Origin of the sequence: Pseudoalteromonas sp. SWYJZ98 (assembly GCF_015864495.1) — a bacterium.
Classification (GTDB): Bacteria; Pseudomonadota; Gammaproteobacteria; order Enterobacterales; family Alteromonadaceae; genus Pseudoalteromonas; species Pseudoalteromonas distincta.
The window spans coordinates 167,054-187,691 of record NZ_JADYXA010000005.1 but is presented as its reverse complement, the minus strand read 5'-3'; the positions used below and the strand labels follow the sequence as shown (position 1 = coordinate 187,691).

20 protein-coding genes are annotated in these 20,638 nt (G+C 39.4%); 16 read left to right on the top strand and 4 right to left on the bottom strand.

All coding sequences use genetic code 11. The annotated features are described in order from the left end of the window. The first annotated feature begins 23 nt into the window (after positions 1-23). Complete coding sequence (locus I6F10_RS06275) at positions 24-506, top strand: hypothetical protein (RefSeq protein WP_002958727.1); 483 nt, start codon at positions 24-26, stop codon at positions 504-506. Between the two features lie 42 nt (positions 507-548). Here I6F10_RS06275 and I6F10_RS06270 read toward each other — a convergent pair whose 3' ends face one another. Further along, positions 549-1,034 (bottom strand): FKBP-type peptidyl-prolyl cis-trans isomerase, encoded by a 486-nt coding sequence (locus I6F10_RS06270; protein ID WP_002958726.1) that lies wholly within the window; start codon positions 1,032-1,034, stop codon positions 549-551. A gap of 12 nt (positions 1,035-1,046) precedes the next feature. Then, positions 1,047-1,958 (bottom strand): CAF17-like 4Fe-4S cluster assembly/insertion protein YgfZ, encoded by a 912-nt coding sequence (gene ygfZ, locus I6F10_RS06265; RefSeq protein WP_197098626.1) that lies wholly within the window; start codon positions 1,956-1,958, stop codon positions 1,047-1,049. Positions 1,959-2,122: 164 nt separating this feature from the next. Between ygfZ and I6F10_RS06260 the strand changes: the two genes are divergently transcribed. Together I6F10_RS06260 and I6F10_RS20170 are read left to right on the top strand one after the other, a co-directional pair. After that, positions 2,123-2,374, top strand: coding sequence for an FAD assembly factor SdhE (locus I6F10_RS06260; RefSeq protein WP_002958724.1), 252 nt, complete (start codon positions 2,123-2,125; stop codon positions 2,372-2,374). Positions 2,375-2,429: 55 nt separating this feature from the next. Next, complete coding sequence (locus I6F10_RS20170) at positions 2,430-2,786, top strand: hypothetical protein (RefSeq protein WP_231619896.1); 357 nt, start codon at positions 2,430-2,432, stop codon at positions 2,784-2,786. On the opposite strand, the gene nadB is transcribed toward I6F10_RS20170, so the two are convergent. Then, entirely contained in the window at positions 2,761-4,371 is a 1,611-nt protein-coding gene (nadB, locus tag I6F10_RS06255; protein WP_002958722.1) for an L-aspartate oxidase, read from the bottom strand. The genes I6F10_RS20170 and nadB overlap by 26 nt on opposite strands. 245 nt (positions 4,372-4,616) lie before the next feature. Here nadB and rpoE point away from each other — a divergent pair, with 245 nt between their 5' ends. From rpoE to pdxJ, 10 genes are all read left to right on the top strand, one after another. Next, complete coding sequence (rpoE, locus tag I6F10_RS06250) at positions 4,617-5,198, top strand: RNA polymerase sigma factor RpoE (protein WP_002958721.1); 582 nt, start codon at positions 4,617-4,619, stop codon at positions 5,196-5,198. Between the two features lies 1 nt (position 5,199). Further along, entirely contained in the window at positions 5,200-5,817 is a 618-nt protein-coding gene (locus tag I6F10_RS06245) for a sigma-E factor negative regulatory protein (RefSeq protein WP_197098625.1), read from the top strand. Positions 5,818-5,821: 4 nt separating this feature from the next. Then, positions 5,822-6,772, top strand: coding sequence for a MucB/RseB C-terminal domain-containing protein (locus tag I6F10_RS06240; RefSeq protein ID WP_024594972.1), 951 nt, complete (start codon positions 5,822-5,824; stop codon positions 6,770-6,772). 20 nt (positions 6,773-6,792) lie between these two features. Beyond that, on the top strand, positions 6,793-7,242 hold the full coding sequence (locus tag I6F10_RS06235) for a SoxR reducing system RseC family protein (RefSeq protein WP_182753773.1): 450 nt from the start codon (positions 6,793-6,795) through the stop codon (positions 7,240-7,242). A 275-nt stretch (positions 7,243-7,517) separates the two neighbouring features. After that, positions 7,518-9,305: a translation elongation factor 4 gene (gene lepA / locus I6F10_RS06230; RefSeq protein ID WP_002958717.1), complete on the top strand. Its 1,788-nt coding sequence runs from the start codon at positions 7,518-7,520 to the stop codon at positions 9,303-9,305. 16 nt (positions 9,306-9,321) lie between these two features. Beyond that, entirely contained in the window at positions 9,322-10,257 is a 936-nt protein-coding gene (lepB, locus tag I6F10_RS06225) for a signal peptidase I (protein WP_197098624.1), read from the top strand. Between the two features lie 2 nt (positions 10,258-10,259). Then, a complete protein-coding gene (gene rnc, locus I6F10_RS06220; RefSeq protein WP_002958715.1) occupies positions 10,260-10,937 on the top strand; it encodes a ribonuclease III in 678 nt (225 codons plus the stop codon). After that, positions 10,927-11,859 (top strand): GTPase Era, encoded by a 933-nt coding sequence (gene era, locus I6F10_RS06215; protein WP_002958714.1) that lies wholly within the window; start codon positions 10,927-10,929, stop codon positions 11,857-11,859. The genes rnc and era overlap by 11 nt, the downstream gene beginning before the upstream one ends. Positions 11,860-11,879: 20 nt before the next feature. Next, a complete protein-coding gene (recO, locus tag I6F10_RS06210) occupies positions 11,880-12,572 on the top strand; it encodes a DNA repair protein RecO (RefSeq protein ID WP_002958713.1) in 693 nt (230 codons plus the stop codon). A 22-nt stretch (positions 12,573-12,594) separates the two neighbouring features. Further along, complete coding sequence (gene pdxJ / locus I6F10_RS06205; protein ID WP_002958712.1) at positions 12,595-13,326, top strand: pyridoxine 5'-phosphate synthase; 732 nt, start codon at positions 12,595-12,597, stop codon at positions 13,324-13,326. Positions 13,327-13,407: 81 nt separating this feature from the next. Here the strand turns inward: pdxJ and barA are convergent, their stop codons facing one another. Beyond that, positions 13,408-16,182 carry a two-component sensor histidine kinase BarA gene (gene barA, locus I6F10_RS06200; protein WP_165742746.1) on the bottom strand — a complete coding sequence of 925 codons (2,775 nt, stop codon included), beginning with the start codon at positions 16,180-16,182 and terminating at the stop codon, positions 13,408-13,410. Between the two features lie 109 nt (positions 16,183-16,291). Here barA and rlmD point away from each other — a divergent pair, with 109 nt between their 5' ends. Genes rlmD through mazG form a run of 3 tightly spaced genes read left to right on the top strand, consistent with a single transcriptional unit; the run spans position 16,292 to position 20,582 of the window. Then, a complete protein-coding gene (gene rlmD / locus I6F10_RS06195) occupies positions 16,292-17,617 on the top strand; it encodes a 23S rRNA (uracil(1939)-C(5))-methyltransferase RlmD (RefSeq protein WP_165742745.1) in 1,326 nt (441 codons plus the stop codon). 8 nt (positions 17,618-17,625) lie between these two features. Further along, positions 17,626-19,782: a GTP diphosphokinase gene (gene relA / locus I6F10_RS06190; protein ID WP_197098623.1), complete on the top strand. Its 2,157-nt coding sequence runs from the start codon at positions 17,626-17,628 to the stop codon at positions 19,780-19,782. Between the two features lie 2 nt (positions 19,783-19,784). Further along, positions 19,785-20,582: a nucleoside triphosphate pyrophosphohydrolase gene (gene mazG / locus I6F10_RS06185; protein ID WP_197098622.1), complete on the top strand. Its 798-nt coding sequence runs from the start codon at positions 19,785-19,787 to the stop codon at positions 20,580-20,582. Positions 20,583-20,638: the final 56 nt, after the last annotated feature.

Sequence of the window (20,638 nt, the reverse complement as noted above, 5' to 3'; positions counted from 1 at the left end):
ATTTATTTAATTTAGAGAATATTATGTATCAGCATAAACAGTATGCGGTGTTTATCTTTTTTGTATTAGCGTGGATTGGCGGTTTTGTGGCGCTTGCGTGGAACTTGTTAGGCGCTGATGGACCTTTAATAATATTTACTGGGATTTTAGTGCTGGTGGGCTTTTTGTTCCATGGCCTAACAGTAAAAGTAGATGATAAGAATATTAGCTGGGCGTTTGGTCCAGGTGTTGCTGGGCAAAGTATTGAGCTTAGCGAAGTCGCAGAAGCAAAAGCAGTTCAAAACTCTTACAGGCACGGTATTGGTATGCGAATTACTCATGATGGTTGGGTGTATACAGTATCTGGCTTTAGTGCAATACAGTTAACGCTCAAAGATGGCACCTTGTATAGAGTTGGTACAAACGATCAAAAAGGTTTACTAGCTGCTTTAAAAGAAAAAAACGTATCAATCGCGCTGCCTAGTAAGCCAAAAGCTGAAACGGTTAAGCGTAACAATATGATATAAAAAAAGCGCCTTAGGCGCTTTTTTTATTTGTTTAGCAGTGCATTAGTGGTCGTGGCCACACCCACCTTCGCCATGTACGTGGCCGTGAGTTAATTCATCTTCTGTCGCATCACGTACTTCTAGTATTTCTACATCAAAGTTAAGTGTTATACCTGCAAGTGGGTTATTACCATCTACAATCACTTCTTCATCTTGGATATCGATGATCATTACTGATTGGTCACCATCATCTGTTGATGCACGAAATTGCATGCCAACTTCAATTTCCATACCTTCAAACATTGATTTAGGTACTGCTTGCATTAGGTTTTCGTGGCGCTCGCCGTAACCTTCTTCAGGTTCAACCTTTACGCTAAGCGTGTCGCCTGGTTGCTTGCCCAGCAAAGCATTTTCTAGGCCTGAAATTAAATAGCCTGTGCCAATGATAAAGTGTAGTGGCTCACCACCGAACGAGTTATCAATGCTATTGCCATCATTATCCATTACTGAATAATGCATTTTTACCACTTTGTTTGCCGCAACGATCATAGTCATTCCTATTTATTCATCTTCAAGAGAGTAGGGTAGAGGCAGAATGCTTAGCTCCACCTGAGGTGTGTGTTTTGCACGAAGTACCTGAGTTACATCAGTATCGTTTGGCAACACAACGAGGCCTGTTAATTTATTTGTTTGCTCATCAAAGCTTTGTGCAATAAGTTTACCTGCACGGCGCCAATTTTCGCCTAATTGGATTTCTAAATCAGGCTCTGAAAGAATCCCTTCGCTTTGCCCCGAAACGATATACATTGCACGTTTATTTTTACCAAGGTACTTCATACGGGCTACTGTTTCTTGACCTGTATAACACCCTTTTTTGAAACTTATACCGCCAATAGCATGTAGGTTTACCATTTGAGGAACGTACTCGCCAATTGCATCTGCACTTAGCTGAGGCTCACCGGCAAGCATGGCTGCTTGTTGCCAAGGGGCTTCGTTATCAAGTGTGGATACGTTATCAGGCATGCTAAATTGGTTATCAACCATTATTAAAACACGGTTATCAGCTAATTTTAGCGCTTTACCATTCGTAAAATCACACGCGCTTGCATCGCCTTCAAAGCTAATATCAAGTTGTGCCAGTACATCCGATAAATCATCACCAATTAAACCAATTAAACGCTTTGAGCATTCAGTAATATCAACTTTTGCAAATACAGCGTATTTTTTAAGTTCAGCTAATGATTTTTCAACTTCAGCTTGGCTACCCGCAAGGTAGTAGCTATCTTGGTAAGAAAATAATTTAAATACACCCCAAAGTTTACCTTTGGCGCTGCAATGGCCAGCCCACAAATAATTGCTGCTGGTTAATTTATTTAGATCTTGAGTGATTTGTCCGTGCAAATAAGATAATTTATCAGCACCGCAGAGGCTAATAAGTTGATGAGATAACGGACATGCATAAACGCTCGACATAAAAACCTTCTTTGCAATATAAATGAAGTGACATAATAACGCAGTTGTTACGTATGGTACAGACAAGCGCTTATTGGTGCGGGTTTATTATTTAATGAGAGATTAATAGCTGCTAAATAGGCTTGTGTTTGTTAAACTCGAGTCAATTAAGTATGAGGTTTAAAATGGTTGAAATTCATAGTAAAGCACGTATTCGTTGGGCTTGTCGTCGTGGCATGTTAGAGCTAGATGTTTTGTTTATGCCGTTTGTAGAAGAAGCATACGACTCTTTGAGCGCAGAGCAACAGGCTATCTTTCAGCGTTTGCTAACAGAAGAAGACCCTGACTTATTTGCATGGTTTATGGGTCATGAAGAATGTAAAGACGAGCAGTTAAACGGTATGGTTTCGCTGATCTTAGACCGAGTTCGTGTATAGGTTTACGGTTACAAATAATAAAGCTGACCACAAACCAATTGTGGTCTTTTTTTGTATGCTCAGTTTTATATTATGTTTATTTTTAGATTCACTATTAACTATGCTTTTTTGTTTAATAATAAATGCACTAGCTGGCTTGATAATGTGGCGCAAAGTATTAGCAATTCACCCAAATGAGGGAATTATAATATTAGAACCAAAGTTATTTAGATTTGAGGGCGAGAGCTTAAAAATTCAGGGTGAAATAAGTAACAAAAGCCGATTTTATGGTAATAATATATGGCTTCATATTAAAGGTTTTAGTAACAACCATTGGCTTATAATTTCAGCCAATGGCGTTAATGAGCAAAGTTATGCGCGTCTAAAACGTGCCACTGTCGGCGCAATTAATTGCGTTTTGGAGTCAAAATAGTCGGCGTTGGGTTTTCACTTTGTTCAGGGTAATCAATAGTGTAATGCAAGCCTCTGCTTTCTTTTCGCTCCATAGCACTTCTAATAATAAGCTCTGATACTTGCACTAAATTACGAAGCTCAAGTAAGTTGTTACTTACTCTAAAGTTTGCATAGTAATCGTGTATTTCTTGCTGTAGCAACTCAACTCTATGCAGTGCTCGTTCTAAGCGTTTAGTAGAGCGTACAATACCTACATAATCCCACATAAATAAACGTAGTTCATGCCAGTTATGGGTAATAACAATTTCTTCATCTGAGTTACTAACACGGCTCTCATCCCAATGAGGAAGCGCCATCGGCTCTGGTGCATGTTCAATTTTACTTAAAATATCTTTAGCTGCAGCGTGGGCAAATACAATGCACTCTAATAGTGAATTACTTGCCATACGGTTTGCACCATGCAAGCCTGTGTAAGCAACTTCGCCAACAGCATACAAGTTATCGAGATCTGTTTTACCGTTAAAGTCGGTCATTACGCCACCACAAGTGTAATGCGCAGCAGGTACAACAGGGATTGCTTCTTTTGTTATATCAAGCCCTACACTTAGGCATTTTGCGTAAATAGTAGGAAAGTGCTCAATAATAAAGTCTTTATCTTTGTGGCTAATATCTAAATAAACACAATTAGCACCTAAACGCTTCATTTCAAAATCGATTGCGCGTGCCACTATATCGCGTGGAGCGAGTTCTTCACGGCTGTCAAAGTCTTTCATAAAACGAGTGCCATCAGGTCGTTTTAAATAAGCCCCTTCACCGCGCATAGCTTCTGTAATTAAAAAGTTTTGTAGCTCTGGATGATAAAGGCTTGTTGGATGAAATTGATTAAATTCCATATTGGCAACTTTACAGCCTGCGCGCCATGCCATTGCAATACCATCACCACTTGATACATCAGGGTTAGAAGTATACAAATACACTTTGCTTGCGCCACCAGTGGCAAGAGCAACAAATTTAGCTGAAATGGTTTCTACCTTTTTAGCTTTTTTGTTCCACACATACATACCTTCAATGTGTGAGCCTGTTTTTCCGGCGCTTTTATCTGTAATTAAATCAATAGCATTGTATTGCTCTAAGAGCGTTATATTCTTATGAATTTTAACTTGGCTAATAAGCGTGGTTTGCACAGCTTTGCCTGTTGCATCGGCTGCATGCAAAATACGACGATGGCTGTGACCACCTTCACGTGTTAAGTGAAAACGCTCTTTTCCTTTGCTATCAAACTCCATATCAAAGGGTACGCCTTGGTCGATTAACCACTGTAGGCAATCGTGGGCGTTGCTGGCGGTATAATGAACAGCGTCTCTATCGCATAAACCGCCGCCTGCATCGAGTGTATCTTCAACATGAGATTCTATGCTGTCGTTTTGTTTATCAAATACAGCAGCTATACCGCCTTGGGCATACAAAGTAGAACCTTCGGTAAGCGCTCCTTTACTGATCACGGTAACGTTACAATAATTAGCTAGAGATAATGCAAGTGATAAGCCTGCTGCGCCGCTACCTATAATAGCGACATCTGCAATGTGATGTTTATTTTGGTTCATGTCAGAGGTACTTTGCGGTTACAATGCTCATATAGAGCAATATTTGTTTTTAATATCTGTAGTTGTATCATATTTGTCATACTACTACGTAGTGATTTTAAAGGCTTAGCGCCGTTATTATCATCTATTTTATAAAAAAATAATATTAAGCAGAACTTTTTATTCATAAAGAGGTCAGAGTATTTGTGAACAATGACGACAATATGAATAACAAGCAAAAATCAGACATAGGAGTACCGGCTCGAATGAGCGAGCAGGAATTAGATTTAGTGCTAGTAAAAAGGGTCCAGCAAGGAGATAAAAACGCCTTCAACCTATTAGTAAAGAAGTATCAAAACAAAATTGCAGGTTTGATCTCACGTTATGTATCTAACCAAGGCGATATTGCAGATGTAGCACAAGAAGCTTTTATTAAAGCTTACCGTGCACTTCCTAACTTTAGAGGTGACAGCGCCTTTTACACGTGGTTATACCGTATTGCCGTTAATTGTGCTAAAAATTACTTAGTAGCCCAGGGGCGTAAGCCGCCAGCAAATGATATAGACGCTGAAGATGCCGAATTTTATGATTGTGCAGATTCAATGCGATCGAATGCATCTCCTGAAAACCTACTTTTAAGCGAAGAAGTACGCGCTGTTATTTTTAATACGATTGATAGTTTGCCTGAAGATCTTAAAACCGCAATCACCCTTAGAGAAATAGAAGGGATGAGCTATGAAGAAATAGCAGTGGTAATGGATTGCCCAGTCGGGACTGTGCGTTCGCGTATATTTCGTGCCCGTGAAGCAATAGATAACAAATTAAACCCATTAATAGGCGAGTCTTAGTATGACAAAAGCACACCTTAACAAGTTAGATAACGAAGCGTTATCGGCATTACTTGATGGCGAGCAACATCTAAATGATGCAAAAATTGCAGAGCAGGATGTAACTACGTTTGGCCGTTATGCGTTAATTGGTGATGCGATGCGTGCTCAAAAAAATAATAACGACATACATATTGATATTAGCGATCGCGTTGCATTAGCACTAGAAAGCGAGCCTGTTTATGCTGACTTTAGTCAGTCAAAAACACAGCCTCAAGCAATCACTGAAACAGTACAAGGTAATAAAGTAGTCGCTTTTAATTGGCGCAAACCAGTTGCCCAATTAGCTATTGCAGCAAGTGTAGCGATGTTTGCTATTGTGGGCGTTAATACGCTTCCTCAAAGTAACAATGAGCAGCAAAGTGAAATTCCATTACTGCAAACCACACCGCTAGCAGGTATGGCCTCGCCAGTAAGTTACTCATCTGAGCCTGCGCTTGAAAATGCTGAGCAAGGTTTACGTGAACTACAGCAACAGCGTATCGGTGCGTTAGTTCTTGAGCATCAACGCCAAGCACGAGTTGCGAATTCTTTAGAAACAGCGCAAACTAATACCAAAGCGTCTGAGGAAAAAAACTAATTAAATGAAAGTAATCACTTTTGTTCTGTCGTTGGTAGTAAGCTTTAATGCATTTGCCAACGACACAAATCCTGCCAAAGATTTATTACTCAAAATGGCTAATGCCGTTCACACCCGTAATTTTGACGCCTCGTTTGTGGTTGTCAAAGGTAAAACAATGGAACCCTACCGATGGGTGCATGCTTTACAAGGTGACACCGAACTTGAGCATTTAAGTTTACTTAACGGTGCTGGGCTTGAAATGGTCCGTATTGATAATCAAGTTACTTATTTTGAACCTCAGTCTGAACCATATTCTCTAAAAACAGATTCAATAGCAGGTCCAATCCCTGAAGTACTATTTAAAGATATAGATCGCTTAAGTGCGCATTATGATTTTGTACTAGGCGGAAAAGGGCGTATTGCAGGGCGTGCAGCGCAACTTGTTCGCATTGAATCTAAAGACGAGTATAAATATAATTACTGGATTTGGCTGGATATGGAATCGTCGTTGTTACTAAAAGCAGCGTACGTTAACCATGAAGGAGAAGCCTTAGAGCAGTTACAGCTTACACATATTAGTGTGACAGAGCAGCCAGCCGGTATGCTAGTTGAAGTGCTCAATCGAAACTTTCCAACGCCTTTGCCAAACAATGCACTTATAAATGAAGATAGTACTGCCACTAATTGGAAAATCAGTTGGTTACCAGATGGCTTTGAGTTGCTAAAATCAGACAGACATAAGCTCGATTTAAATAACGAGTTAACTGATTATTACTTGTTCTCTGATGGTTTTGTTGAGGTTTCTGTATTTATTCAGCGCCCATTACCAGGTAAGCGTTTAAGTGGAGCACTCACTTCTGGTGCAACGACAGTATATGTGCATAATGGCGGTAATTTTGATGTTTCGGTTGTTGGTAATGTACCGAGTATGACCGCAAAAGCGATTGCAGAGTCAGTTACTCGCGCACTATAGACGATTCCGTAAGGATTGTTATGATTGAACAAACCCTCACTGTTGTGGCCCTCGATGGCCACATTGCTCATTTAGAAGCACAGCAAAAACAAGCTTGTGAAGGCTGCAATGGTCGTTGCGGCTCACAAGTGTTTAGTAAATTATTTGGCACTGCAAAAAAAACCTTTCCTTATAAATTCGAATCCTCTGTAGAAATAGGGCAAAAGGTCACTTTGTCACTAGATGATAGTCATGTCGTTAAGCATGCTTTTGCGGTTTACATGCTACCGCTCCTTTTGAGTCTTGTTTTTGCATTTGTTGCGGCGCAATTGTTTATAGCTTCCGAAGGCTGGCAGATTTTAGCTGCTACTCTAGGTGGCGTTACTGGCTTTTTTATAGCTAAAACTCGCGTGAAATCTCTAAAGCACGATATAAAAGTTATAAAAATTCACCCAATTAGTATCCCTTTAACTCAAATAGATGGTGATTGACGCCAATTAAATGTAAAATTGCCGTTTTATACCAAAGTAACTTGGAAATACAGGGAACCGTGGTTTTTTAAATTATTTTATCTGGCTGAATTATTTAAGTTAAGTAAATATAACTTATTGTTATTCAATACATAAAATGGTTATAACCCATCTTAAAAAGCGTAAGTACAGTTTGTTATATACAAATTTAGCTTATGGCATCCTAAAGCAAGTATTTTCAAGTCACTTAGGTATTCATATTTAGTCCATTAAAATAGAAGTATAGAATCCAGTTTATGAAGCATATCCGTAATTTTTCGATCATCGCCCATATTGACCATGGTAAATCGACCCTTTCAGATCGTTTGATCCAAGTTTGTGGCGGTTTAACCGACCGTGAAATGCAAAAACAAGTTTTGGATTCAATGGATATTGAGCGCGAACGTGGTATTACCATTAAAGCGCAAAGTGTAACGTTGAATTACAAAGCGAACGACGGCGAAACCTACCAACTTAATTTCATTGATACTCCAGGACACGTTGATTTTACGTATGAAGTTTCACGATCTTTAGCTGCTTGTGAAGGCGCGTTGCTTGTTGTTGATGCAGGTCAAGGCGTTGAAGCACAAACACTAGCTAACTGTTACACCGCTATTGAAATGGAATTAGAAGTAATTCCAGTACTTAATAAAATCGATTTACCGCAAGCGGATCCTTTACGTGTTGCAGAAGAAATTGAAGAGATTATTGGTATTGATGCCCTTGATGCAGTGCAGTGTAGCGCTAAAACAGGTGTAGGTATTGCCGAAGTTCTTGAAATGATTGTTAAAGATGTACCGCCGCCAGTAGGCGACAAAGATGCACCTTTACAAGCACTTATTATCGATTCTTGGTTTGACCCATACCAAGGCGTTGTATCACTAGTGCGTATTAAGCACGGTGAATTACGCACTGGCGACAAAATAAAAATAATGTCGAACGAGCATATACATACTGCTGACCAAGTAGGTGTGTTCACACCTAAGCAAACCAACACCGGTATTTTAAGAACAGGTGAAGTAGGGTTTGTTATTGCTGGTATTAAAGAGATACATGGTGCGCCAGTAGGTGACACTATTACTCATCAAAAAAATGCAGCTCCACTTCGCTTACCTGGCTTTCAAAAAATTAAGCCTCAGGTTTATGCGGGTATGTTCCCAATTGCATCAGATGAGTATGAATCGTTCCGTGATGCACTTAATAAATTAAGCTTAAACGATGCGTCGTTATTCTTTGAACCAGAGAATTCAACTGCACTTGGCTTTGGTTTCCGCTGTGGCTTTTTAGGTATGCTACACATGGAAATCATTCAAGAGCGTTTAGAGCGTGAATACGATATTGATTTAATTACAACAGCACCTACGGTAATCTATGAGATAGTTACTAAAGAAGGTACATTTCAGATTGATAATCCATCTGATTTGCCTGCAGTAAACGATATCGTAGAGATTCGTGAGCCGATTGTTGAAGCTAATATTTTGGTACCACAAGAATACCTAGGTAACGTTATTACTTTGTGTATTGAAAAACGTGGTAGCCAAACAAAAATGACTTATCACGGAAAGCAAGTAGCTGTAACTTACGAGCTACCTATGGCTGAAGTGGTGATGGATTTCTTTGATAAATTAAAATCTACTAGCCGTGGTTTTGCGTCTCTTGATTATAACTTTAAACACTTTCAAACATCAGATATGGTGCGTGTTGATATTTTAATCAATGGTGAGCGCGTTGACGCACTTGCGATAATTGTTCACAGAGATGGTGCGCAGTCTCGTGGTCGTCAGTTAGCTGATGCGTTAAAAGAGCTTATCCCACGTCAAATGTTTGATATTGCGATTCAAGCTGCTATCGGACAACATGTTATTGCCCGTACTACGGTAAAACAATTACGTAAAAACGTAATTGCTAAGTGTTACGGCGGTGATGTGAGTCGTAAGAAAAAGCTACTTAAAAAGCAAAAAGATGGTAAAAAACGTATGAAGCAAGTAGGTAATGTTGAAGTGCCTCAAGAAGCGTTTTTAGCTATTTTAAAAGTTGGCAAATAAAAACAAAGGATTATAAATGGCTGGTTATTTTTCAGTTTTATTGGTGTTATTAACTTTAGGCTCAGGTTTAATATGGTTAATAGATCACTTAATGTACGCCCCAAAAAGACAGGAGCGCTTAGCGATAGCGCAAACGTCTGCTGGAGCTCCGTTAGATGAAGAAACTGCGGCATTAATTGCACCAGAACCAGTACTAACAGAAACAGCAAAGTCGATTTTCCCGATGATTGCAGCAATTACTATTTTTAGATCATTTATCTTTGAACCGTTTCAAATTCCATCCGGTTCAATGATGCCTACATTATTAGTAGGTGATTTTATTTTAGTACAAAAGTATTCATATGGAATAAAAGACCCTGTTTGGCGTACTCAATTAGTTGATATTGGGCAGCCTAAGCGTGGTGATATTGTTGTTTTTAAATACCCTTTAGATGAAAATGTTGACTATATTAAACGTACAATTGGTTTACCTGGCGATAAAATTGTTTATCGCGATAAACGTTTATATATTCAGCCAAATTGTAAAGAAGGCGAAACCCAGCAGGGTGAGCTTTTATGTAATGAATTCAATAAAATTGATTTTAAACTAATTAATGATAACGAATTTAAACAAGGCCCAATGCCTCTAGCTCGTGTAAATGAAAATTTAACAACAGTTACGCATGATATATTAATCAACCCACAAGCGCCTGAGAGAAAAGGGCGTTACTACCAGCAACCGGGCACGCCTTCTGATGAATGGACTGTTCCTGCTGATCATTATTTTATGATGGGTGATAACCGCGACAACAGCCAAGATGGTCGCTTTTGGGGCTTTGTACCAAAAGAAAACTTGGTGGGTAAAGCTGTCTTTATATGGATGAGTTTTGAATTTGAGAATGGCCCTGATGATATTTTACCAGGATGGGTTCCAACTGGTGTTCGCTTTGAGCGCCTAGGTAATATTCAGTAACGATGAAAAAAAATGTAACAGAATTATATAAAAAAATTGGCTATGAATTTGCCGATCAAGGTTTACTTGAGCAAGCAATGACGCACCGCAGCCACAAAGGCCAGCATAATGAGCGACTAGAATTTTTAGGCGACTCTATTTTAAGCTTTGTGATTGCCAATGCACTTTATGCCAAATTTCCTAAAGCGCGTGAAGGCGATTTAAGCCGCATGCGCTCAACGCTTGTGCGTGGTCAAACACTTGCCGAGTTTGGTCTTGAATTTGGCCTAGGCGATTATTTACGCTTAGGGCCGGGCGAGCTTAAAAGTGGCGGTTTTCGTCGCGAGTCAACGCTTGCTGATGCAGTAGAAGCTATTATTGGCGCTGCATTTTTAGATTCAGGTATTGATAGCTGTGGCGATCTTATATTGTCATGGTACGAATCACGATTAGATGCTATTTCACCAGGGCTTAACCAAAAAGATCCGAAGACCCTGCTGCAAGAGTATTTACAAGCCCGTAAATTATCTTTACCGGGTTACACTGTGGTTGATACCAAAGGCCAAGCACACAATCAAACATTCACGGTCGAATGTATTGTTGATGGAATGGATAGCATAATTTCTGTAGGTAGCTCGCGCCGTAAAGCCGAACAAAAAGCTGCTGAAAAAGCATTGAAGATACTTAAAAATGAACCTTGATACCCTAATACAGCCTCATGAAGGTGATGTAGATACGTTTTGTGGAATGGTTGCTATTGTAGGGCGCCCAAACGTAGGTAAGTCGACTTTGCTTAATGAAATTATTGAGCAAAAAGTGAGTATTACCTCACGTAAACCACAAACCACGCGTCATCGTATTATGGGTATTCATACCGAAGGTAAACACCAAGCGGTATACATAGATACACCAGGTCTACACGTTGAAGAAAAACGTGCGATTAACCGTTTAATGAACCGTGCCGCGTCTAGCTCTATTGGTGATGTTGAGCTTATTATTTTTGTAGTTGAGGGCACTCATTGGAATGCCGATGACGACATGGTACTTAATAAAGTATCGCAAAGTGGTAAGCCGGTATTATTGGTTATTAATAAAATAGACCAAGTTAAAGACCGTGACCTTGTGTTGCCTCATATGAAGTGGTTAAGTGACAAGTTTGATTTTGTTGGAATTATGCCAGTATCGGCAACGCAAGGTAAAAATGTTGATTTAATCAAAGCAGAAGTAACTAAACGCTTACCTCCTTGCGAATTTTACTTTCCGGAAGATTATGTAACTGACCGTTCAATGCGCTTTATGGCAGCTGAAGTAATTCGTGAAAAACTAATGCGTTTTATGGGCGAAGAATTGCCGTATTCTGTAACTGTTGAAATTGAGCAGTTTAAATGGCAAGACAACGGTATTTGGCATATCAACGGGTTAATTCTTGTTGAGCGCGAAACACAAAAACGCATGGTTATTGGTAATAAAGGCGAAAAGCTAAAAACCATTGGCCGTGAAGCCCGTAAAGACATAGAAGAAATGCTGGATAACAAAGTATTTTTAGAGCTTTGGGTTAAAGTTAAGTCGGGTTGGGCTGACGATGAACGTGCACTAAGAAGCTTAGGTTACAGTGAAGACTAGACCAAGCAGTAGCTTAGTGAATGGATAGCGACTTCTACACCGCGTATTTATTACATCGGCGTCCTTATAGTGACTCCCAAGTAATGTTAGATATGCTTGTAGAAGGCGTTGGTCAGTTAAGAATGCTGGCCCGAATTAGTGGTCGCCAGGCCACTAAACATAAAGCACAACTTCAGCCGTTTCAGGCACTGCTTGTTAATTACAGTGGTAAGTACGATTTAAAATATATCAATAAATTTGAACTGCATGGGAACTCGCACTTTTTAAAAGGTGATGAGCTTTATTGTGGTTTTTATTTAAATGAGCTTACAAATCGTATCGTTCCTGTTAACGAGCCAATTGAACAAGTATTTGAGCTATATAAAACTCATCTATCAAACCTAAACAGCGGGGCCAATTTACAAGAAGTGCTTCGCTCATACGAGTTTCAACTATTGGAATTACTCGGTTATGGCGTGGATTTTAGTTTTGACGCCAGTGGTGAACCAATAGATGAAAAGCAGACGTATAGTTATTTCCCCGAACTTGGTTTTTTAGTACAAGAAGATACACGTTCTGGATTTAGTGGCAAACAACTCAACGCCATAGCAAATCATGACTTTAGCCAAAATGATGTGCTATATATGGCAAAGCAATTAAGTCGCTATTTATTAAAACCCTTATTAGGTAGTAAACCATTAAAAAGCCGCGAGCTATTTATGGCCTCTCAATAAACGTAATTTTACAGGTAAGAAAATGAAAGATATTCTTTTGGGTGTAAACGTAGATCATATTGCAACACTTCGCCAAGCGCGTGGAACAAGCTATCCAGATCCCGCTCATGCAGCCAGTGTAGCAGAGCATGCAGGCGCAGACGGTATTACGATTCACTTACGTGAAGACAGACGCCATATTCAAGATCGCGACGTTTACGTAATGGCTAAAACCATTCAAACTCGTATGAACCTTGAAACCGCTGTTACCGATGAAATGATAAAAATCGCGCTTGAAGTAAAACCTGAGTACGTGTGTTTAGTACCTGAAAAGCGCGAAGAATTAACAACCGAAGGTGGCTTAGACGTAGCCGGTAATATAGATAAAATTAAAGCAGCAACAAAAACGCTTACCGAAGCGGGTATTAAAGTATCGCTATTTATTGATGCAGATAAAGCACAGTTAGATGCAGCCAAAGAATGTGGTGCTCCTTATGTAGAAATACACACAGGCGCGTACGCCGATGCTACAAATGATACTGATTTACACAAAGAGTTAGAGCACATTCGTGAAGGTGTTAAATACGCAGCAAGCTTAGGTTTGATTGTTAACGCTGGCCATGGTCTTCATTATCATAACGTGAAACCAATCGCCGCAATGCCTGAGATTTATGAGCTAAATATTGGTCACGCTATTATTGCTCGTGCAGCGATAGATGGGCTCGATAAAGCCGTACGTGACATGAAAAGATTAATGATTGAAGCAAGAATGTAAGATAAGCAAATATAAGTATTTAAAAAGATTAATAAAAAAACGCGGTAAATACCGCGTTTTTTTGTATCTAAAATTCTAAGCTTATCTTTGCAGTTCGGTCACACTTGCATCTGCAAGTAGGTTTTCAAGCTCGTCCTGTAACTCAAATAATTCAGGTTCAATATTCTCTAACAAGCATTTATTTTTAAGCGATGTTTCAATTGTTTCTGCGAGCGATTTAAGTTTTGGTACACCAGTGTAACAACATGCGCCATGAAACTTGTGGACAATACTTAGGACTTGCTGACAATCATTACTCTCTATCGCTTTAGCAAGCAATGTAAGAGTTTCAGGGACGCTTAGAAGTAGCATATTAAGCATCTCTAGCGCTAACTCGCTCTTTCCGCCAGCACGCTGCAGGGCTTGTGCCCAATCAATTCGACTACTTTGAAATGGAGCCGGGCTTTGTGGTGTATCTGTTTTAGCTTTATCGCGATTAACCGGGGTCTGTGGACTATGATCGCTAATAATTTGTTTAAGCATATCTTCATCAATAGGCTTAGTTAAATAGCCTTTAAAGCCATCTTTTAACAGTTGCTCTTTTTCGCTTTGAAGGGCGTGTGCCGTTACAGCGATAATGGGTGTATCTTCATTAAGTGATGATTCTTGTATAAGCTTACATGCGGTTATACCGTCCATAATTGGCATTTGTATATCCATAAAAATTATGTCGTATTTATGACTTTTACTTAAGCTGTATGCTTGTGAACCATTATGAGCCGTTTCTATTACTTCAATCTGTTCACTTAATAAAGTATGGAGAAGTTTTAAATTGGCATCGTTATCATCAACAACCAATACTTTTAACGCCAGCAAAGCTTGATCGTTTTGTTCAATATTATGAGTCGGGTGGTCAAGTCTGTAAGGTGCGGCAAGTACTTCACATAACTTACGGTGATTAAGTGGTTTACTTAAACATGCATCAGCTCCGCTGCCTATAAAGGCTTCTCGCATATTGTGCGATACAGTATTAAGCATTAAATATAAGTAATCAGTAGATTCACGCACGGCTTTTACATAGCTTTTTAGTTGCTGCATATCATCAACTGATGCCATATGGCCAATTAAGCAAACGTCATATTTATGTTCAGTATTTTTTATAGCGTCTAAAAAGCTAGTTTCGTTAAAGCATGCCGTAACGTTTGATTCCCACTGGGTTAATAACGAAAGTACGGCATGGTGCGTATGCTCATGTGGCTCTAAATATAAGATACGCTTACCAATGAGCGATTTAGTCGGTAAGTCATTTGTAAATACGTGATTTGGCAAACTAAACACACTATTGAATGTAAAGCAGGTACCGTTACCAGGCGCAGAATTTAACGTTATACGACCACTCATTGCTTCAACAATATGCTTGGTAATAATAAGACCAAGGCCTGTACCACCAAACTTACGTGTAATGCTTGAGTCTGCTTGCCCAAATGGAGTGAATAAAGAGTCTTGCTTATCCATAGGTATACCCACGCCAGTATCTGTTACTGACACAAGTAAAGAAGTGCGTTCGTCGTCAAGTAACCGATGGCTTATGTCGACCTTAATAGAGCCTTTTTCGGTAAATTTAATCGCATTACTTAATAGGTTTATTAAGACTTGTTTAAAGCGAGTGGGATCGCCTGTTAAGTCATCCGGTACTTGTTGGTTAATGTAAATGGATAGCTCTAATTGCTTATCGTGTGCGCTAGGAGCGAGTAGTGTCATTACTTCATTTACAGCATCACGAAGTTGAAACTGTATCGACTCAAGCTCCATTGCACCTGCTTCTAGTTTTGAGAAGTCTAGAATGTCGCTAATAATAGTCATTAAACTATTTGCTGAGAGCATAATAGTGTCGAGGTAATCTTTTTGATGTTTATTCAGCGGTGTTTTATAAAGCTGGCGTGTAAACCCAATAACACCGTTTAACGGAGTACGAAGCTCGTGACTCATTTTAGCTAAAAAGTCTGATTTTACACGGTTAGCATCTTGCGCTTCTTTTTTAGCAAACGAGAGCTCTATATTTGACGTTTCGTATTGCTCTAGTGTTTCGCGGTAGTCGCTTGTTGCTTGATCAATATTTTTTTGCATTTCATCTTTTTGCATCACCATAGTGTGAGCAATGGTGTTTAAGCCTTCTCGAAGTAACTCAAACTCACCAATCATGTTGTCGTTAAGGCCAGTACTTCTTTTACCTTCAACTAACTTGTCGGTTGCAAGTACTAACTTATTAAGCGGCGTCATAAACATGCGGCTTAACCTTAAAGCTAAAATAGCTGCAAACACCAATGATAAAATAATCACAATACCGCTAATTAATAAAGCTCGTTGTTGCCCTATAACAGCTTGGTCTTTGTTTAGCTGTATAATAACGGTGCCCAGAGATGACTGAAAAGCCGACGGGTCCCATTTAGAATCGTGACTTGTATGGTTAATAATGGGGGTGAAAAATGTAACAAGCTCATCTGACTTTTGCACATGGGTGGTTTTTAAATTTATGAGCGTTTTTTGACTAATTAACTTTTCAAATGAGCGGTGATAATTACTGGTCATTAATAGCGCATTATTTTTATCAAAAATTGCAATCGACTTAATTGTAGGGGAGTGCTTGTTATGTGTGTAACTTATAAGGCGATTCAATAGCTGTTTGTTTTTTTCGAGCATGGGTTGCTCAAGCGCAATAGCAAGGGGCTCAGAAATAGTAGTGCCTTGCTGATATAAAATTTCATCAAGCTCAATGTAACGATTTATTGTAAAATAGCCACCAAGTAGTAATCCTATGATCACCGTTGGGATCAGGGTCAGTGTTAAAACAGAATCGCGTAAGCCTAATTTGGTCATAATGAGAGCGTTTTATCGTTATTAGTATGACTTGAGTATATACGGTTCAACACGCATTCTAAAGCATCTAAATATAGGTGCTTCATAAATAAAGTTAAGGTAATGCCTAATGGCGCAAATTTTTAAAGCGAAAAAAAAACCGTTAAAGCAACAAACACTAGAATTAACTATAACGGGAATGGATCATCAAGGGCGTGGCATTGCTAAACATAACAATAAAGTATGTTTTGTAAGCGGTGCATTACCAAACGAAACAGTCAAAGCAACACTCGTCGAAGATAAAGCTAAATACAGCAGCGCAAAAGTAATTAAAGTTATTAAAGCGAGTGAATCAAGAGTAGATGCTTTTTGTGAGCACTATAATCAGTGTGGTGGTTGCCAATTACAGCATTTAGAAGAAAGCCAACAAGTTGTAGAAAAACAAACTGCAGTTACTCAGTTATTTAGTAAGTTTGCTAAATTAAACAGCTTAAACTGGCAAGCCCCATTATTAAGTAAACCTGTGCATTACAGACGCAGCGCTCGTATAGCTGTTATGTTTGATAAAGCAGCTAAAAAAATGCGCGTGGGTTACAGAGCAAGTGGCTCAAAAAATATTGTGAGTATTAATAAATGTGCAGTACTTGATGAAGTATTTACAGATGTTTTTACACTTTTTGATGATTTAATTAATCAACACAAAGCACTGCACAGTATAAGCCATTTACAGTTATGCCAAAGTGATAAACAAAACTTTGTTGTTATTCGTCACACTAAAGCAATTAATGATGATACAAAGGCTTTGGTTGAGCACATAACAAAAAGCCAGCAGTTTGAAATTGTATGGCAAAGCGAGAGAGATGCAATAGAACATTCACACTTAGCCATGCCATTTTATTATCTTAAAGAATTTGATCTAAAATTTGAATTTGGTTTAGGTAATTTTATTCAGGTAAATGCACAAGTTAACGAAGCTATGTTAAAGCAAGCTGCAAATTGGCTTGATTTAAAAGGTGATGAAAATTTATTGGATTTATTTTGTGGTATTGGTAATTTCTCATTAGTGTTAGCAAAACAAGCAAAATCTGTAATTGGTGTAGAAGGTGTGACTTCAGCGGTTGCAATGGCTGCTCAAAATGCGCAAACTAACTCTATTACCAATGCGCAGTTTCATTGCTTTGATTTAACCCAAAGCATACAGAGCGCCCCATGGTTTAGCAAAAACTTAGATGTGCTTGTACTCGATCCTTCCAGGACTGGTGCTATGGCTGTATTAGAGCAATTATCTTTAAAGCAGTTTAAAACTATTTTATATGTCTCTTGTGACCCTGTTACTTTAGCCCGTGACAGCGCAATTATTTCACAAGCTGGCTTTGATCTTAATAAAATTGGGCTAATGAATATGTTTCCTCATACAGGGCATATTGAAACTATGGCGTTATTTCAACGGAGGTAGAACGCATTATGGTAGCTACACGACAATCACATCAACAAGATGAGACAACAGATTTTAGCACTCGGCTTTCATTTCTTGCCTTGTCTGACGAAAAAACAGAGCTACTTACTAAAGCCCAAGCGCTCTGCGTAAAATGTGATAGTGAAAGCAGGCAAACTACTGCAATCGAAATGGTTGAAATTTTAGCTGAGCTAAATCTCGACCCCGAATCGTTAGCTACTGCGTATTTAACCCCGTATTTTTTAAACGACTTAATATCGCTTGAAACCATCGAAGAGCAGCTTGGGAATAACATTGCCATGCTGCTAACTGGGGTTGCACAAATGGCCACTATTAGTACTTTATCGCATCAAGGTAAAGGCACTATGCAAGTTGATAATATTCGAAAAATGTTATTAACCATGGTTGAAGATGTGCGCGCCGTGGTCATTAAGCTTGCCGAGCAGGTATGTCATTTACGCAATGTAAAAAATGCGGATGAAGAAGACCGCGTCATTGCCGCTAAAGAAACGGCTGATATTTTTGCACCATTGGCAAACAGATTAGGAATAGGGCAATTAAAATGGGAACTAGAAGATTTATCGTTTAGATATTTGCACCCAGGCACCTATAAAAGCATAGCCAAACAACTTGACGACAAACGCCTTACACGCGAAGCCTACATGGAAGATATGGTTGAGCAAGTAAAAAGCCGTTTAAGTGAAGCGGGCATAGAAGCCCAAGTTTATGGTCGCCCTAAGCACATTTACAGCATTTATAAAAAAATGCAGCAAAAAAACTACGAGTTTGATCAGCTTTTTGATATTCGGGCAATGCGTATCGTCGTTGAACGATTGCAAGACTGCTACGGTGCGCTGGGCATTGTGCACACCAATTGGCGTCATCTTAATAAAGAGTTTGACGACTATGTAGCAACCCCAAAACAAAACGGCTATCAGTCAATTCATACCGTGGTATTTGGACCTGAAGGTAAAACGGTAGAGATACAAATTCGTACCAGCGACATGCATCAAGATGCTGAGTTAGGGGTGGCTGCACACTGGATGTACAAAGAAGGTGCATTACCAGGGCGCGGCTCGGGTTATGAGCAAAAAATCAGCTGGTTGCGTAAATTACTGCAATGGCAAGAAGAAGTAGTCGATGGCGGCGATTTAGCAGAAGAGCTTAAAAACCAAGTAGTAGAAGATCGCGTATACATATTTACCCCAAGCGGCGATATTATCGATTTACCACTTGGCGCTACACCGCTTGATTTTGCTTACTACATCCACTCAAATGTGGGGCATCGTTGTATTGGTGCAAAAATATTTGGCAAAATAGTGCCGTTTACGCATCAACTTACAACAGGGGATCAGGTAGAAATACTGACCCAAAAACAACCAAATCCAAGTCGTGATTGGTTAAACCCGTCATTAGGATACATTAAATCATCCCGTGCTAGAGCTAAAATCCATCACTGGTTTAAACAGCTTGACCGCGACAAAAACTTAAGTGCGGGGAAAGAAATTCTCGACAGTGAGCTACAAAAGCTCAATTTAACATACAAAGATTTAGAGCCAGCCATTAAGCGTTTTAACTTTAAAGAGCTGGATGACTTAATGGTTGCGATTGGTGCGGGCGATGTTCGCCTCAATCAAATGCTTAACTTTGTAAGTGATCGGACAGAAGATGAGCCGGTTATTCGCATTAAAGCACCAAGTAAAGTAACTGGTGACAAAAATGGCATTGTGGTTGATGGCGTTGGCAGCTTAATGAGCCATGTAGCCAAGTGCTGTCGCCCAGTACCTGGCGATGAAATAATAGGTTATATAACCCAAGGTCGAGGAATAGGTGTTCATAAGGAAGACTGTGATTCGTTTAATAACTTAAAAAATCAGCATCCAGAGCGTGTTATTTCGGTAAGTTGGTCTGATGATATTAACGGCTCGTACGCACTAAGTATTAAAATAGAAGCCAGCGACCGTTCAGGGCTAATACGCGATATAAGCTCAGTACTTGCTAATGAAAAAGTAAATGTTTTAAACATGAACGTAAATACGGTTGAAGATAATCAGTTAGCTATATTTACAATGCAAATAGAAGTACATGACTTATCGGGTACTAACCGTGTTCTTTCTAAATTACACCAAATTGAAGGTGTACATGATGCCAAGCGTGGTCATTAATAATGAATGATAATGCAGCGCTTACACAACTTCTTAGCATAATGAAAACACTGCGAGATCCCAAGGGCGGTTGTCCGTGGGATCTCAAGCAAGATTTTAAATCTATTGTGCCGCATACGCTAGAAGAAGCGTACGAAGTTGCCGACTGTATTGAATCTGGCAACTTAGATGAGCTTAAAGGTGAATTGGGTGATTTGCTATTTCAAATAGTTTTTTATGCGCAACTTGCACAAGAGCAAAATCTATTTGATTTTAATGATCTAGTAGAGCAATTAAACGATAAGCTTACCCGTCGTCATCCGCATGTGTTTGGTGAAAAAAAAGAGCTAACAGACGATCAATTATCGCAGCAGTGGCAAGCAATCAAAGCACAGGAGCGAAGTGCTAGAGCGCAAACCGAATCCCCTTCTTTTTGGCAAGATATCCCTGGCAATATGCCAAGCTTAAGCAAAGCCAAAAAAATTCAACAACGCGTTTCTTCCCTTGGCTTTGATTGGCCAACGTATCATGGTGCACTAGATAAAGTGAGTGAAGAAGTGCTTGAAGTAAAAGAAGCGATTGAGCAAGACCCGCTATCTGATCATACAGCGGAAGAACTCGGCGACTTACTTTTTGCCACTGTTAATGTTGTACGCCATGTTAAACGAGATCCCGAACAACTGCTTCGTAGCGCTAATGATAAGTTTTCAGCGCGTTTTGAAAAGGTAAACGCTTATTTGCATGCGCAAGGTAAAAGCTTAGATACAGCAACCTTTGAAGAGATGGATAGTGCGTGGGATGCGATTAAAAAAGTAAAATAGGCTTAATGTTAAATAGTGCACATTTTTTGTGCGCGTATTAGCTAATTTTAGCTGGA

What these genes read in the sequence shown, in the direction of transcription:
- I6F10_RS06275 (WP_002958727.1), top strand. Translation starts at nt 24, where the DNA reads ATGTATCAGCATAAACAGTATGCGGTGTTTATCTTTTTTGTATTAGCG.
- I6F10_RS06270 (WP_002958726.1), bottom strand. Translation starts at nt 1,034, where the DNA reads ATGATCGTTGCGGCAAACAAAGTGGTAAAAATGCATTATTCAGTAATG.
- ygfZ (WP_197098626.1), bottom strand. Translation starts at nt 1,958, where the DNA reads ATGTCGAGCGTTTATGCATGTCCGTTATCTCATCAACTTATTAGCCTC.
- I6F10_RS06260 (WP_002958724.1), top strand. Translation starts at nt 2,123, where the DNA reads ATGGTTGAAATTCATAGTAAAGCACGTATTCGTTGGGCTTGTCGTCGT.
- I6F10_RS20170 (WP_231619896.1), top strand. Translation starts at nt 2,430, where the DNA reads ATGCTCAGTTTTATATTATGTTTATTTTTAGATTCACTATTAACTATG.
- nadB (WP_002958722.1), bottom strand. Translation starts at nt 4,371, where the DNA reads ATGAACCAAAATAAACATCACATTGCAGATGTCGCTATTATAGGTAGC.
- rpoE (WP_002958721.1), top strand. Translation starts at nt 4,617, where the DNA reads ATGAGCGAGCAGGAATTAGATTTAGTGCTAGTAAAAAGGGTCCAGCAA.
- I6F10_RS06245 (WP_197098625.1), top strand. Translation starts at nt 5,200, where the DNA reads ATGACAAAAGCACACCTTAACAAGTTAGATAACGAAGCGTTATCGGCA.
- I6F10_RS06240 (WP_024594972.1), top strand. Translation starts at nt 5,822, where the DNA reads ATGAAAGTAATCACTTTTGTTCTGTCGTTGGTAGTAAGCTTTAATGCA.
- I6F10_RS06235 (WP_182753773.1), top strand. Translation starts at nt 6,793, where the DNA reads ATGATTGAACAAACCCTCACTGTTGTGGCCCTCGATGGCCACATTGCT.
- lepA (WP_002958717.1), top strand. Translation starts at nt 7,518, where the DNA reads ATGAAGCATATCCGTAATTTTTCGATCATCGCCCATATTGACCATGGT.
- lepB (WP_197098624.1), top strand. Translation starts at nt 9,322, where the DNA reads ATGGCTGGTTATTTTTCAGTTTTATTGGTGTTATTAACTTTAGGCTCA.
- rnc (WP_002958715.1), top strand. Translation starts at nt 10,260, where the DNA reads ATGAAAAAAAATGTAACAGAATTATATAAAAAAATTGGCTATGAATTT.
- era (WP_002958714.1), top strand. Translation starts at nt 10,927, where the DNA reads ATGAACCTTGATACCCTAATACAGCCTCATGAAGGTGATGTAGATACG.
- recO (WP_002958713.1), top strand. Translation starts at nt 11,880, where the DNA reads ATGGATAGCGACTTCTACACCGCGTATTTATTACATCGGCGTCCTTAT.
- pdxJ (WP_002958712.1), top strand. Translation starts at nt 12,595, where the DNA reads ATGAAAGATATTCTTTTGGGTGTAAACGTAGATCATATTGCAACACTT.
- barA (WP_165742746.1), bottom strand. Translation starts at nt 16,182, where the DNA reads ATGACCAAATTAGGCTTACGCGATTCTGTTTTAACACTGACCCTGATC.
- rlmD (WP_165742745.1), top strand. Translation starts at nt 16,292, where the DNA reads ATGGCGCAAATTTTTAAAGCGAAAAAAAAACCGTTAAAGCAACAAACA.
- relA (WP_197098623.1), top strand. Translation starts at nt 17,626, where the DNA reads ATGGTAGCTACACGACAATCACATCAACAAGATGAGACAACAGATTTT.
- mazG (WP_197098622.1), top strand. Translation starts at nt 19,785, where the DNA reads ATGAATGATAATGCAGCGCTTACACAACTTCTTAGCATAATGAAAACA.